Raw genomic sequence first — 13,754 nt, 5'->3', positions numbered from 1 at the left:
GGCGCTTTCTGCCATCAATGTTACGACAAGTCACGTCGCATCAGAAGTGCGTTCAATTGTTCCCCGTTCGGCTGCTTATAGTAGCGTTCGCGGCGTCCGACCACCATGAATCCGGCTCGGTCGTAGAGCCGCCGCGCCGGCTGGTTATTTTCCTCGACCTCAAGAAATATTGTGCGCACGCCGCGTCCTGCCAGGTGGCCGAGATGGGTCATCAGCAGCGTGCGAGAGAGGCCGCGGCCGCGATGGGCCTGATCGACCGCGATCGAGAGAATCTCTGCTTCGTCTGCGCCGATCCGCGACACCGCGAAGCCCACGGTCTTGCGGCCGAGCCGCAACCGGTGCACCAGCGTGTTGCGCTCGCTGAGCATGCTCTCGAACTCGCCTTCGCCCCAACCGCGCGCGAAGGAGGCGCCGTGGAGTTGCGCAAGCCGTGCGACGTCGCGCGCGACAGCCGGCTCGACGACGGCCGTACCGCCGCGCCACCATTCCGACAACCATTTCATCGTGAGCTTGCGGCTTGTGCTGCAAGCGGCAGTTGTGCGGGCGGCTTTGCGTCGGGCGCCCGCAGATAGAACGGCCGCGCCGGATTTGTCGCGGGATCGGCGGCGGCGCCAAGCCATGCGACCCAGCCGATGTCGGGCGCGGGCTGCGCGTCGACCGCGACCGGCTGCGGCATATCTTTCGGCCAGCGCTCGGCGAGGATCTTCGCGGCATTGCCGACCAGATGCGGCGCGCCGAATTGCGACGCCGCGATCGCCTCGTCGATGGGAGCGACGCCCGGCCGCACCAGCTGACTGCCGTCGCCGGCCACGATCTGGAAATAGACGTGGTCGTGCCGCGCGTCGATCGCCGCGATCACCGGCGCCGCTCCGCTCTGGCCGACGACTGCGGCGGCATAGGCCGACAAGGTGGTCAGGCCGACGGCGGGCCGCTTCGCAGCAAGCGCAAGGCCGCGGGCGGCCGAAATGCCGACGCGCAGGCCGGTGAAACTTCCGGGGCCCATGGTGACCGCGATGCGCTCGAGCGCTGTGAAGGCGAGGTTGGCTGACTGCATCACGCGCGCGATCATCGGCATCAGCGCTTCGGCGTGGCCGCGCTTCATCAGAAGCTGCTCCTGCGCGAGGAGCTGGCCGGCATCGGTGTCGAGAACGGCAACCGCGCACGCTTCCAGCGCGGTATCGATGGCAAGGATCAGCATGGAACGATGGTAGCACCATCCGTCATGGAATGCTCGTCATCATGGCCGGGCTTGTCCCGGCCATCCACGCCTTTGCGGCCCCAGCCTACATCGGCCGGACTTCGACCACGTCGGGGACGAAGTGCTTGAGCAGGTTCTGGATGCCGTGCTGGAGCGTCGCGGTCGATGACGGGCAGCCGGCGCAGGAGCCCTTCATGTTGAGATAGACGATACCATCCTTGAAGCCGCGGAAAGTGATGTCGCCGCCGTCATTGGCGACCGCTGGCCGCACGCGGGTCTCGATCAGATCCTTGATCATGTCGACCGTCTCGGCATCGGCTTCGTCAAAGAACTCGTCCTCTTCGTCGAGATCGACATCGCTCGCGGCCGCACCGTCGGCGAGCAGCGGCGCGCCGGACATGTAGTGCTCCATGATGGCGCCGAGGATCGCGGGCTTGAGCTGTTGCCATTCACCGTTCGCCTTGGTCACGGTGATGAAGTCCGAGCCGTAGAACACGCCGGTGACGCCGGGGACTTCGAACAGCTTTTCGGCGAGCGGCGAGCGTGCGGCCGATTCGCGGTTGGCAAATTCCATCGGTCCGCCGTCGACCACGACGCGGCCGGGAATGAACTTCAGCGTGGCGGGATTGGGGGTGGCTTCGGTTTGAATGAACATGGTTTTCTCCAGACGTCGCCGGTTCAAGGCCGGCGCGTGCTCTATCCACTAGCAGATGGCGACGGCGAACGCACGGTCAAGGGGTAAGCTGGCCGTTCACCTGTTATATCAGCGGGTTAGGGTACCCGCTTCTTCCCTCTGTCGGCTAACGGGGCGAGGCGAACGAGCAGCAGTCTAGGACAGCGAATCCACGCTCTGGTCGCTGAGCGCGCCGGAAATGACCGTCACCGGCACCGGGAACGTGCCCAGCGCGTGCGCGAGCAGCGCGACCAATGGCCCCGGGCCTTCCGCGCCCGGGTTCGCGGCGAGCACCAGCATGGCGATGTCGGGGTCCTCGTCGATCACCGCCAGCAGCTGTTCCATCGCAGCGCCTTCGCGGATCACCCGTTCCGGCGTGATCGCGGCGATGCCGTTGGCGCGGCCGGCGGCACGGTCGAGCGCGGCTTCGGCCGCCTCATGCGCTTCGGCGCGCATGATGTCGGCGACCCCCAGCCATTCCTGGCTCTGCTGTTCGGGCTCGATGATGCGGAGCATCACCACGCCGCCACCGGCCCGAATCGCCCAGCGGCTGGCGTAATAGACCGCGCGATCCCATTCGGCGGTGTCGTCGACGATGACGAGGCATTTGGGCTTGTGACCCGGCTCGAAGCAAAGTCGCTTGCTGGTCATGCATGTCCCGGAATGTGCACGGCTGACATGCTGCCACACTCCGTCGTACTTGGGGAGAGCAGAAGCGAGCCGGCGCCGTGGCGTCGGCCGCGTTTTCGCGAACTTATTATCAGCGCCGACGGATGAAGCCGACGATGTCCTTCGAGAGCTTCATGGTCTCGTCGGCAATCGCGCGCGCGCGGTCGGCGCCATCGTTCAGGATCGCGTCGATATGGCCGGGGTCGGCGACGAGGCGCTTCATCTCGCCGGCAATCGGCGCGAGCTTCGTGACGCACAAATCCACCAGCGCGTTCTTGAAGCTGGAGAACTGGCCGCCGCCGAAATCCCTGAGCACGTCGGCCTTGGAGCGGCCGGAGAGCGCGGCGAAGATACCGACGAGATTGTCGGCCTCGGGACGCGCTTCCAGACCCTTCTCCTCGGTCGGCAGCGGCTCCGGGTCGGTCTTGGCCTTGCGGACCTTCTGCGCGATGGTGTCGGCGTCGTCGGTCAGATTGATGCGCGAATTATCCGACGCATCCGACTTCGACATCTTCTTGGTGCCGTCGCGCAAGCTCATCACGCGCGTCGCCGGGCCCGTGATCAAGGGTTCCGGCAGCGGGAAAAACAGGCCGTCATTGGCGCCCTGGCTGCGGATCGAGTCGGCGAAGTCGTTGTTGAACTTCTGCGCGATGTCGCGCGAGAGCTCAAGATGCTGCTTCTGGTCCTCGCCGACCGGCACGTGGGTGGCGCGGTAGAGCAGAATGTCAGCCGCCATCAGCACGGGATAGTCGAACAGACCGACGGACGCGTTCTCGCGGTCCTTGCCGGCCTTCTCCTTGAACTGGGTCATGCGACCCAGCCAGCCCATGCGCGCGACGCAGTTGAAGATCCAGGCGAGCTCGGCGTGGCCCGAGACCTGGCTCTGGTTGAACACGATGTGCTTGCTCGGATCGATGCCGCTGGCGATGAACGCCGCGGTCACCTCGCGGGTGTTGCGCGCGAGCTCGACTGGTCCGCCCCAGACGTCCACGCCCTGCGTGATCGCGTGCATGTCGACGACGCAATAGATGCAGTTGTGGGTTTCCTGCATCTTCACGAAGTTGACGATTGCGCCGAGATAATTGCCGAGGTGCAGATTGCCCGTCGGCTGGACGCCCGAAAAAACCCGTTCAACGAATGGCATGGCAGCTTCCCTGCAAGATACGGGGCGTCGTTTCCAACAGCGGCGCTGCCCCGTCAAGGGAATTTCGCTGACTTCAGGCGCCGGGATCGGGCTGGGCGGGGCGCTTCAAGGCACCGGCCGCCTCGCGCCAGGACGCGACGCGGAGGATTTGCAGGAGCAAGCCATAGACGACGATTCCGGCGGCGATCTGTGATCCCAGCGCAATGAAGCGGATGAGCCCATGGGCCTGTGAAGGCAAGAGGCCCGCGGTCAGCCACAGCAGGCCGCCCATGGCGAGCGCGGCGAGCACGATTCGCGGCAGCCGCTTGCGGGCGGCGGCGTCGACCGAGAAGCCGAATTCACGCGTGCCTTTCCGGAGCAGCGAGATCGCACTGCTCCAGGCGCCGGCGGCAATGCTGGCGGCGATCCCGCTCGCGCCGAAGAAGTGACCGAGCAGGATCGCGAGCGCGACCGCGACCACGAACCCTTTCGCGGTCGCAAGCAGCGGCGTCATCGTGTCGCTGCGGGCAAAATAGGTCGGGGACAGCGCCTTGATCAGCACGTGCGCCGGCAGTCCCAGCGCCAGCCACATCAGGGCGCGCGCCGTGGTCGCGCTGTCCTCCGCGCCAAAGGCGCCGTGTTCAAACAGCAGCCGCACGATCGGCTCGGCCAGCACGATCAGGCCGAACGTCGCCGGCAATGCCAGCCCGGTCGCGAGTTCCAGCGCACGCGATTCCGCATGCGCAACCGCGTCACGGTGACCGCTCCTCACCGCGCGCGTCAGCTCCGGCACCAGCACCGTACCCATGGCGACGCCGACAATGCCAAGCGGCAGCTCGATCAAGCGGTTGGCGAAATAGAGCCAGGAGACCGCGGCCGGCGTGGCGGAGGCGATGATCGCGCCGGCAACCATCAGCCATTGCGGGCCGGAGCTCGCGATCATGCCCGGGATCGCCTTGGCGAAGAAGCCGCGCATGTCCTTGTCGAAGCTCACGCGCAACGGTGTCGCCAGACGCGCACTTCGCTGCGACAGCAGCATCAGGAGCTGCAACAGGCCGGCGATGCCGACGGAGGCCGCCAATATCCACGCGGCGACGGTCGCGTCGACGTGCCACAGCAGGAGTGTTGTGCTCGCAGCGATCAGGGCGATGTTGAACAGCAGCGGCGAGAACGCGGTGAGTGCAAAGCGACCCTGCGCGTTGAGCAGGCCCATCAGCACCGTGACGGGTCCCGCGAAGGCAAGATAAGGCAGCATCAGCCGCGCATTCTGGACGGCGAGATCGAGCGATGCGCTGCCGACGAAGCCCGGCGCGATGATCATGATGATCAGCCGCATCAGCAGTGCAATCACGATTGAGATTGCGATCAGGCCCGCGCTCACGGAGCTGAGCACGCGTCCCGCGAACGCCGCGGCAGCCGCCTCGCCGTCGCGGTCACGAACGCGCAGCCAGGCCGGGATCAGCGCCGCATTCAGGGCCCCCTCGCTGAGCAGGCGCCGCACCACATTGACGAGCTGAAATGCCGCCAGAAACGCGTCCGCCACGGCGCCGGTGCCGAGCAGCGCCGCGATCAGGGAATCGCGTGCAAAGCCCAGCAGCCGTGAAGCCAGTGTCCCCGTCGAGACGGTCAGGAAGGAGCGGATCATCGGAACTGCATAATACCGTTGCTTGCCCGCGAAGGGCCGGCCGTGATAGGCCGCGAGCCAGATTTCAGACCGACAGGAAGCGGATTTCCGCGGGTATCGCAATCCGCCAAACAGGATCAAGGTGAATGGCTGACGTGAAATATGACGTTCTCGGCATCGGCAACGCGCTGTTCGACGTGCTGGTCAAGACCGACGAAGCCTTTCTGGGCAAGCACGGCATGACCAAGGGCAGCATGTCCCTGATCGACGAGGCGCGGGCCGCCGCCATCTACAAGGACATGGGCCCGGCGACGGAAGTTTCCGGCGGTTCGGCCGCCAACACCATCGTCGGCATCGGCAGCCTCGGGGCGCGCGCCGCCTATGTCGGCAAGGTCAAGGACGACCAGATCGGGAAGCTCTACGTCCACGACATCCGCGCGGCCGGCGTCGCCTTCAACACGCCCGCGGCGAAGGACGGTCCTGCGACCGGCTGCTCCTACATCCTGGTGACTGACGACGGCGAGCGCACCATGAACACCTATCTCGGCGCCGCGCAGGACCTGTCGCCCGCCGACATCGACCCGGCCGAGATCGCCGCGGCCGGCATCGTCTACCTCGAGGGCTATCTCTGGGACCCCAAGAACGCCAAGGACGCCTTCGTCAAGGCGGCCAAGATCGCTCATGATGCCAAGCGCAAGGTGGCGCTGACGTTGTCGGATTCCTTCTGCGTCGATCGTTATCGCGACGAGTTCCTGGGGCTGATGCGCAACGGCACCGTCGATATCGTGTTCGCGAACGAGTCCGAGCTGCATTCGCTCTACCAGACCTCGGACTTCGACACCGCGCTCAAGCAGCTGCGCAACGACGTCAATCTCGGCGTGGTCACCCGCAGCGAGAAAGGCTGCGTGGTGGTGACGCCAACTGACGCAGTCGCAGCCCCGGCGTCTCCGATCGCGAAACTCGTGGACACCACCGGGGCCGGCGATCTCTTCGCCGCCGGCTTCCTGTTCGGTCTGGCGCGCAACCTGCCCCACAAGCAGTGCGGCGAACTCGGCGCGCTCGCGGCCGCCGAAGTGATCCAGCACATCGGCGCGCGTCCACAGGTGTCGCTGAAGGAGCTCGCCGGGCAGCGCGGGCTGACGTCTTAAGGTGGAATAGCCTCATCCTCGCTGTCATCGCCCGGCTTGGCCGGGCGATCCAGTACTCCGAGACGGTCGTGATTCAATCGAGAAGCTTCGGCGTACTGGATTCCCCGCCTTCGCGGGGAATGACAGCTGCGGCTCACGCCGTCTTCGCGGCTTTCAGTCCAAGCCGTTGCTCCACGTCGTCGCGCATCAGGAATTTCTGGACCTTTCCGGTCACGGTCATCGGAAACTCGTCGACGAATTCCACGTACCGCGGAATCTTGTTGTGGGCGATCTGGCCGTCGCAGAAGGTGCGCACCTCTTCCTTCGTCAGCGTCTCGCCGGGCCTGACGCGGATCCAGGCGCAGAGCTCCTCGCCGTAGCGGGTATCCGCAACGCCAAAGATCTGCACGTCCTGAATCTTGGGATGGCGGTAGAGAAATTCCTCGATCTCGCGGGGATAGAGGTTCTCGCCGCCGCGGATCACCATGTCCTTGATGCGGCCGACGATGTTGCAATAACCCTGGTCGTCGATGATGGCGATGTCGCCGGTATGCATCCAGCCGTTGGCGTCGAGCACATCCGCGGTCTTCTCCGGCTCCTCCCAGTAGCCCAGCATCACGCTGTAGCCGCGGGTGCAGAGCTCGCCCCGTTCGCCGCGCTTGACGATCTTGCCCTCGAGATCGACGACCTTGACCTCGACATGCGGATGGATTCGCCCGACCGTCGAGACGCGGCGATCGAGCGGGTCGTCGACGGCGCTTTGGAAGCTGACCGGGCTCGTCTCGGTCATGCCATAGGCGATCGTGACCTCGCCCATGTTCATCTCGCTGTTGACGCGCTTCATCACCTCGATCGGGCAGGGTGCACCGGCCATGATGCCGGTGCGCAGCGATGTCAGATCGAAGTTTGAGAATTCGCCGTGGTCGAGTTCGGCGATGAACATGGTCGGCACACCGTACAGCGCGGTGCATTTTTCCTGCTCGATCGTCCGCAGCGTTGCGAGCGGATCAAACCCCTCGCCGGGATAGACCATCGTTGCGCCGAGCGTGACGGAGGCGAGGTTGCCCATCACCATGCCGAAGCAATGATAGAGCGGCACCGGAATGCAGATGCGGTCCTGTTCGGTCAGGCGCATGGCGCGGCCGACGAAATAGCCGTTGTTGAGAATGTTGTGATGGGTCAGCGTCACGCCCTTGGGCGATCCCGTCGTTCCGCTGGTGAACTGGATGTTGACGGCATCGTCGAATTGCAGCGAGGCACTGAGCGCGGCGAGCTGTTCGCGATGCAGGGTACCGCCCATGCCGGCGACCTCGTCGAACGGGACCGTGCCCGGGCAGGCGGGGCCGCCGATCTGGATCACGATGCGCAAGGCCGGCAGCCGCGCCGCGCGCAATTGCCCGGGCTTGGCGCTCGCGAGCTCCGGCAACAGCGTGTTGAGCATGTCCATGTAGTTGCTGGTCTTGAATGCCGTCGCGGTGACGATGGCGCTGCATCCGACCTTGTGAAGCGCGAATTCCAGCTCGCTCAGCCGGTAGGCCGGATTGATCGTCACCAGGATGAGGCCGGCCTTGGCGGCGGCAAACTGGGTCAGTGTCCATTCCGGCCGGTTCAGCGACCAGATGCCGATCCGCGCGCCGCGTTCGAGGCCGAGCGCGACAAAGCCGGCGGCGAGCGCGTCGACCCGCTGGGCAAACTCTCCCCATTTCCATCTCACGCCGTGGCTGGGCGAGACCAGCGCCTCACGATCGCTCCAGCGCCGCGCGGCCTGATCGAGGCTGCGCCCGATGGTGTCGCCGAGCAGCGGCGTGTCGGAGGTGCCGCAAACGTAACTGTCGGCTTTGTCTGCCAAGATCGTGTCCTCCAGTCAGCTGCGTGTACGGCCGGGACAACAAGCCCGGCCGTGACGCGTCGTGAGAGTCAGGCGCGCCTCACGCCGCCTTCTGCCCGCTTCCCGCATCGAGCCCGGCATAGACGCCGCGCTCGAAGCCGGCAAAAGCCTCGAGACACTTTGCGTCGGCGAATGGCAGCAGCTGCATCAGGATCACGCCGGTGACGTCGCGCGCCGGGTCGATCCAGTAATAGGTGTTGGCGAGGCCCGCCCAGGCGAGGCTGCCCGCGCTGCGGCCCTCGGCGGTCTTGGCGGTGTTGATCATGAAGCTGAGGCCCCACTTCTTCACCTGCTCCGGATAGAGATCGACGTCATTGGTGTACATCGGCGCCGCCGTGGTCATCTTGCCCATGGCGAGGTCGCCGATGTGGTTCTGCCCCATCGTCGCGATGGTCTCGGCCTTCAGCACCTGATTGCCGTTGCCGCGGCCCTTGTTCAGGATCATCTGGGTAAACTTGATGTAGTCGGCCGCGGTCGAATAAAGGCCGCCGCCGCCCATGTGGAATTCCGGCTCCTGCTCGAGCTCGAACGGGATCGCGGCGAGCTGGCCATCCTCGCCGCGCGCATGCATGCCGACCAGACGCTTGCGCATGTCGTCGGTGATCTTGAAAGCGGTATCGCTCATGCCGAGCGGTGCGAACAGATTGTCGCGCAGATAGGCATCGAGGCGCTTGCCGCTGACGGCTTCCACCGCCTTGCCGACGAAATCGATATTGGTGCCGTATTCCCAGCGCGTGCCGGGGTCGGTCATAACCGGCGTCTTCAACGCCGCGTTCTGGCAGGTGGTGATGGCGGGGATGCCGGATTTCTCGAGATGGATCGCGAGATCGCCGTTCCACATGTTGTAGGCAAAGCCGGCGGTGTGGGTCATGAGCTGGCGCAGCGTGATCGGCCCCTTGGCCGGCCGCAGCTTGGCTTCGCCCTTGGCATCGAAACCTTCGAGCACCTGCGGCTTGGCGAGATCGGGCAACACCTCGCCGATCGGCGCATCCAGCGACAGCTTGCCTTGCTCGACGAGCTGCATCGCGCCCGCTGATGTCACCGCCTTCGTCATCGATGCGATCCAGAACACGCTGTCGGCGGTCATCGCATCCGGCTTGGACAGGTCGCGTTTGCCGAACGCGCCCTGATACAGCACCTCGGTACCGCTGGCGGCGATGGCGACGACGCCGGGAATCTCCCTGGCCTCGCTCTTCTGGCGCAGAATCTCGTCGATCTCAGCTTTGCCTTGCATCCGCGTTTCCTCCGGTTTGATTATTGTTGGAAGCGATCGATTGTCCTCCCGCGTGCGCCGCGCGGCAAGCACATCCGCGTACCTGCCGCGGTCGCGATGTCGTGACTTGACGGTCGGCTCCCCTCGCACGACGACAAGGCGGCTGACCTGCAACACTCCGTCACAATCTGTGGTGGATGGCCGCAACCAGCCGTGACCGTGGATGGGTGCTGGCGAGATGTTTCGACTGTTTGAAGCACTTGAAACATTTTGTGAGCTGCGGCGTTCAGCTCTCGGCCGATCGACGGTCGACGTTAAGACTTGATGCAAATTGGCGGCCGCCCACCGGCCGCGAGGGGGGACCTCAGATGATTTCGACCTGGAGCGAATGGAAGCGCTATCCCCGTCCCGGACGGGGCGAGAATCTCGAAGCGCCGATCGCGCCCGGCATCTACGAGGTCCGCATCGCCGGCACCGGCGCACTTTATTCCTTCGGCGCTGTCGACAATCTGGCACAGGCGCTGGCGCTGCTGCCGGTCGGTTCAAAGTCCTGGTTCGGCCGCCGCAACGCGTCCGACGTTCCTGATCTCGAATACCGGACCTGCGCAACCTCCTCGAAGGCCGACGCCAAGGCCGCCGCCGAGCGCATGATCGGGCGGCGCGAGACCTATCTGAGCGGCGCGGCGTAACTCCGCCGCTCCGAGCCTGGCTCCCAGCAGATGTGCGTTGCGGGACGGTGCATTGCGCGCCGCGTCTCCCTATATTCCGGCCGAACCGGAACAGCCCGCAAAAGCCCCGCAGGAGCAACGCCATGACCCCGACCGCCGCCGCACGTGCCCAGCGCGCCACGTCCAATCTGCGCGACCGGTTGAAGGACCCGTCGCTGCTGAAGGAGGCCTGTTACATCGACGGCACCTGGGTCGGCTCGCCGGTCTTCGCCGTCAACAATCCCGCAACCGGCATCGAGCTTGCAAAGGTTCCGCAGCTTTCGGCCGATGACGCCACCAGGGCGGTCGAGGCCGCCGAGCGCGCGTTCCCGGGCTGGGCCAAGCACACCGCCAAGCAGCGCTCCAATATTTTGCGCAAATGGTTCGAGCTGATCATCGCCAATCGCGAGGACCTCGCGCTGATCCTCACCTCCGAGCAGGGCAAGCCGCTCGCCGAAGCGCTCGGCGAGGTCGACATCGGCGGCGCCTATGTCGAATTTTTCGCCGAGGAGGCCCGCCGCGTCTATGGCGAGACGATTCCGACGCAGCGGCCGGATGCGCGCTTGCTCGCGATCAAGCAGCCGATCGGCGTCTGCGGCGCGATCACGCCGTGGAATTTCCCGAACTCGATGATCACACGAAAGGTTTCGCCGGCGCTTGCGGCCGGGTGCACCGTGGTGCTGAAGCCCGCCAATGAAACGCCGCTGTCGGCGCTGGCGCTTGCCGCGCTCGCGGAGAGAGCCGGCGTGCCCAAGGGTGTGTTCAACATCGTCACGGGCGATGCAGCGCCGATCGGCAAGGTGTTGTGCGAGCATCCGGCCGTGCGTTTCGTCGGCTTCACCGGCTCGACCGCGGTCGGCAAGATTCTCTACCGGCAGGCCTCCGTCGGCGTGAAGCGGCTCGGCCTCGAGCTCGGCGGCAACGCGCCGTTCGTGGTGTTCGACGACGCCGACATCGATGCGGCGGTCGACGGCGCGATCGTCTCGAAATACCGCAACATGGGCCAGACCTGCGTCTGCGCCAACCGCATCTACGCCCAGGACAAGATCTACGACGAGTTCGTGCAGAAGCTGTCGAAGAAAGTCGCGGCGATGAAGATCGGTGACGGTACCGAGAACGGCGTCACGCAGGGCCCACTGATCAATTTGAAAGCGGTCGACAAGGTCGAGCGCCATATCGCGGACGCCGTCAAGCGCGGCGCCAGGATCGTCACCGGCGGCAAGCGCAGCGAGCTCGGGCGTTCGTTCTTCAAGCCGACGGTGCTTGCCGACGTCGAGCCGGACTCGCTGGTGGCGCAGGAGGAAACCTTCGGCCCGCTCGCACCGGTGATCCGCTTCAAGGACGAGGCCGACGTCATCGCGATGTGCAACGCCTCGCCGTTCGGGCTCGCCTCCTACTTCTACTCCCGCGATCTCGGCCGCGTCTGGCGCGTCGCCGAGGCGCTGGAATCCGGCATGGTCGGCGTCAACACCGGCCTGATCACCACCGAAGTGGCGCCCTTCGGCGGCGTCAAGGAAAGCGGCCTCGGCCGCGAAGGCTCGCATCACGGCATGGAAGAATATGTCGAGATCAAATATGTGATGATGGCGGGGGTTTAGCTGCTGGTCGCCGTGGCCTGAAACGCGGCATCTACGGCGTTCGCCGTCCTCCCGTGAGGGCCTAACGTTCTCTGCAGCAGGGCTCAATGCAACGGCCCCTACGCAGGAGAACGTGATGACCAAACTAAGTGAGCTGGCGATCGAAGCCCATGGTGGGCTTCAGCGCTGGAACCAGTTCGAGCAGGTCGCGGCCGACCTTCAGCAGGGGGGCGTGTTGTGGTCCTTGAAAGGGCAGCCCGAGACGCTTCAGCAGACCACCGTGACGGTTGGTCTGCGCCAGGAATGGGCGTCCCACTCGCCCTTCGGCGCCGAGCGCCGCCGTTCGCGGTTTGAGCCGGGGCGGGTCGCCCTCGAAGCGGCCGACGGCACGGTGCTCGACGAGCTTCGTGACCCGCGCAGCAGCTTTGCAGGTCATACTCTGCAAACGCCGTGGACCGATCTCCAGCTCGCCTATTTCGCCGGCTGCGCCATGTGGACTTACCTCAACACCCCGTTCGTGCTCGCCTGGCCGGGAGTCGAGGCAGAAGAGCTGGAGCCGGTGCGTACGAATGACGGGCTGTGGCGCCGTCTTGCGGTCCGTTTTCCAAATGACATCGCAACGCACAGCGCGGTGCAGACGCTCTATTTCGATGCGGACGGACTCTTGAAGCGGCACGATTACGACGTGGAGATCGCCGGCAATACGCCCGGCGCGCATCTGATCGATGGCTATGTCGAGGTCTCGGGCATCCGGTTTCCGACCAAGCGTCGCATTTATGCACGGCAACCCGAAGGCAGCTTCAGCACCGAGCCGCTGGTCGTCTCGATCGATCTGTCCAATATCCGGCTGAGCTGATTTGAGGCACGTCAGAGCATGGCGAGTGGCCCAGCCTCCTTGCGGAAGGTCCGCGGCGCCTCGCCATGCACGCGGACAAAAGCCTGTCGCATGCGCTCACGGGTCGCAAAGCCGGTCTCGCGCGCCACGACCTCGATCGGCAAACGAGTCTGCTCCAGCATCAGCTTCGCGGATTCGAGGCGCAAGGCTTCGACGGCCTTGGCCGGCGTCGTGCCGGTCGCCGAGCGGAAGAGTCGCGTGAATTGCCGCGGGCTGAGACAGGCGGCGCGGGCCAAATCCTCGATCGTGAGGCTCTCGCGCAGGTTTTGCCGGGCGTAGTTCAGGGCCTTCTGGATCCTGTCTTCGCTCGTTCCGACCTCCAGCAAAACCGAATGCTGCGATTGTCCGCCGGGGCGGCTGTGGTACATGACCATGCCTTTGGCCACGGAGCGAGCCCTCTCGGCACCGAGGTCTCGTTCGATCATGCCGACGACCATGTCGGTGCCGGCGCTCATGCCGGCAGACGTCCAGATCTGGCCGTCGGCAATGAAGATCTTGTCGGCGTCCACATTGCAACCCGGGAATCTGGCCTGCATCTCCTGTGCGTAGCGCCAATGCGTGGTCGCTCGCCGCCCGTTCAACAGCCCGGCGTCACCGAGCACGAACGAGCCGAGACAGATCGACGAAACCCGCCGCGCATTCCGGGCCGCTGCGCGAAGCAGCCGGACGAGGCCGGGTGATGAGGTTGGAATGTCGAGGCCCGCCGCGACGATGAGGGTGTCGAAAGCGGCCTGATCGAAAGGCTCCGTCATGACTTGCATCCCAGCAGACGAGGTGACCAGCCCGCCGTCTTCCGAGAACGCACGAACATCGTAGATTTTTTCTCCAGCCTGCTTGTTCGCCACGTCGAAAGCGGCGACGGCGCCGAAACAGACGGCCTGGAAGCTCGGAGACAGAACCAAGCCGATTCTCATGATGACTCCTGGATGCGACGGACCACCTGTTTGTGCGCCTGCTCCCCTCGCCAATTGGATGGCCGAAATGATGGCATCTACGTCCTGTCGATGCCGTAAGCCGGCTGATACGTCTCCACCCTCGAGCGCGGGAAGACCACATACAT

At 65.1% G+C, this 13,754-nt stretch carries 13 protein-coding genes; 4 read left to right on the top strand and 9 right to left on the bottom strand.

What is annotated here, in order from left to right:
* Positions 1–20: 20 nt before the first annotated feature.
* From rimI to murJ, 6 genes are all read right to left on the bottom strand, one after another.
* A complete protein-coding gene (rimI, locus tag BcanWU425_RS00165; protein ID WP_018455811.1) occupies positions 21–503 on the bottom strand; it encodes a ribosomal protein S18-alanine N-acetyltransferase in 483 nt (160 codons plus the stop codon).
* Entirely contained in the window at positions 500–1,198 is a 699-nt protein-coding gene (gene tsaB, locus BcanWU425_RS00160) for a tRNA (adenosine(37)-N6)-threonylcarbamoyltransferase complex dimerization subunit type 1 TsaB (RefSeq protein WP_204513051.1), read from the bottom strand. Before tsaB ends, rimI begins: the two co-directional genes overlap by 4 nt.
* An 85-nt stretch (positions 1,199–1,283) precedes the next feature.
* Positions 1,284–1,853, bottom strand: coding sequence for a NifU family protein (locus tag BcanWU425_RS00155; protein WP_026233032.1), 570 nt, complete (start codon positions 1,851–1,853; stop codon positions 1,284–1,286).
* 174 nt (positions 1,854–2,027) lie between these two features.
* Positions 2,028–2,522, bottom strand: coding sequence for a universal stress protein (locus tag BcanWU425_RS00150; protein WP_018455814.1), 495 nt, complete (start codon positions 2,520–2,522; stop codon positions 2,028–2,030).
* Between the two features lie 109 nt (positions 2,523–2,631).
* On the bottom strand, positions 2,632–3,684 hold the full coding sequence (trpS, locus tag BcanWU425_RS00145; protein ID WP_063992141.1) for a tryptophan--tRNA ligase: 1,053 nt from the start codon (positions 3,682–3,684) through the stop codon (positions 2,632–2,634).
* A gap of 73 nt (positions 3,685–3,757) precedes the next feature.
* Entirely contained in the window at positions 3,758–5,308 is a 1,551-nt protein-coding gene (murJ, locus tag BcanWU425_RS00140; protein ID WP_204513052.1) for a murein biosynthesis integral membrane protein MurJ, read from the bottom strand.
* A gap of 125 nt (positions 5,309–5,433) precedes the next feature.
* Between murJ and BcanWU425_RS00135 the strand changes: the two genes are divergently transcribed.
* Positions 5,434–6,435, top strand: coding sequence for an adenosine kinase (locus tag BcanWU425_RS00135; protein ID WP_018455817.1), 1,002 nt, complete (start codon positions 5,434–5,436; stop codon positions 6,433–6,435).
* A gap of 133 nt (positions 6,436–6,568) precedes the next feature.
* Here the strand turns inward: BcanWU425_RS00135 and BcanWU425_RS00130 are convergent, their stop codons facing one another.
* Both BcanWU425_RS00130 and BcanWU425_RS00125 read right to left on the bottom strand, forming a co-directional pair.
* On the bottom strand, positions 6,569–8,263 hold the full coding sequence (locus BcanWU425_RS00130) for an AMP-binding protein (RefSeq protein ID WP_018455818.1): 1,695 nt from the start codon (positions 8,261–8,263) through the stop codon (positions 6,569–6,571).
* A gap of 79 nt (positions 8,264–8,342) precedes the next feature.
* The gene (locus BcanWU425_RS00125; protein ID WP_018455819.1) at positions 8,343–9,536 is read right to left on the bottom strand and encodes a serine hydrolase domain-containing protein; all 1,194 of its coding nucleotides are present in this window, start codon (positions 9,534–9,536) and stop codon (positions 8,343–8,345) included.
* Positions 9,537–9,883: 347 nt separating this feature from the next.
* Here BcanWU425_RS00125 and BcanWU425_RS00120 point away from each other — a divergent pair, with 347 nt between their 5' ends.
* The 3 genes from BcanWU425_RS00120 to BcanWU425_RS00110 all read left to right on the top strand — a co-directional run bounded on the left by BcanWU425_RS00120 (position 9,884) and on the right by BcanWU425_RS00110 (position 12,655).
* Entirely contained in the window at positions 9,884–10,204 is a 321-nt protein-coding gene (locus BcanWU425_RS00120) for a hypothetical protein (RefSeq protein ID WP_007603877.1), read from the top strand.
* Between the two features lie 122 nt (positions 10,205–10,326).
* Positions 10,327–11,820 (top strand): NAD-dependent succinate-semialdehyde dehydrogenase, encoded by a 1,494-nt coding sequence (locus BcanWU425_RS00115; protein WP_204513053.1) that lies wholly within the window; start codon positions 10,327–10,329, stop codon positions 11,818–11,820.
* A 115-nt stretch (positions 11,821–11,935) separates the two neighbouring features.
* Positions 11,936–12,655, top strand: coding sequence for a hypothetical protein (locus BcanWU425_RS00110; protein WP_204513054.1), 720 nt, complete (start codon positions 11,936–11,938; stop codon positions 12,653–12,655).
* Positions 12,656–12,666: 11 nt separating this feature from the next.
* On the opposite strand, the gene BcanWU425_RS00105 is transcribed toward BcanWU425_RS00110, so the two are convergent.
* Entirely contained in the window at positions 12,667–13,608 is a 942-nt protein-coding gene (locus BcanWU425_RS00105; RefSeq protein WP_018455822.1) for a GlxA family transcriptional regulator, read from the bottom strand.
* Positions 13,609–13,754: the final 146 nt, after the last annotated feature.

Source organism: Bradyrhizobium sp. WU425 (assembly GCF_021052305.1).
Classification (GTDB): Bacteria; Pseudomonadota; Alphaproteobacteria; order Rhizobiales; family Xanthobacteraceae; genus Bradyrhizobium; species Bradyrhizobium canariense_D.
Note: the sequence above shows the minus strand (reverse complement) of the source record. Positions and strands in the feature narration are given on the sequence as shown.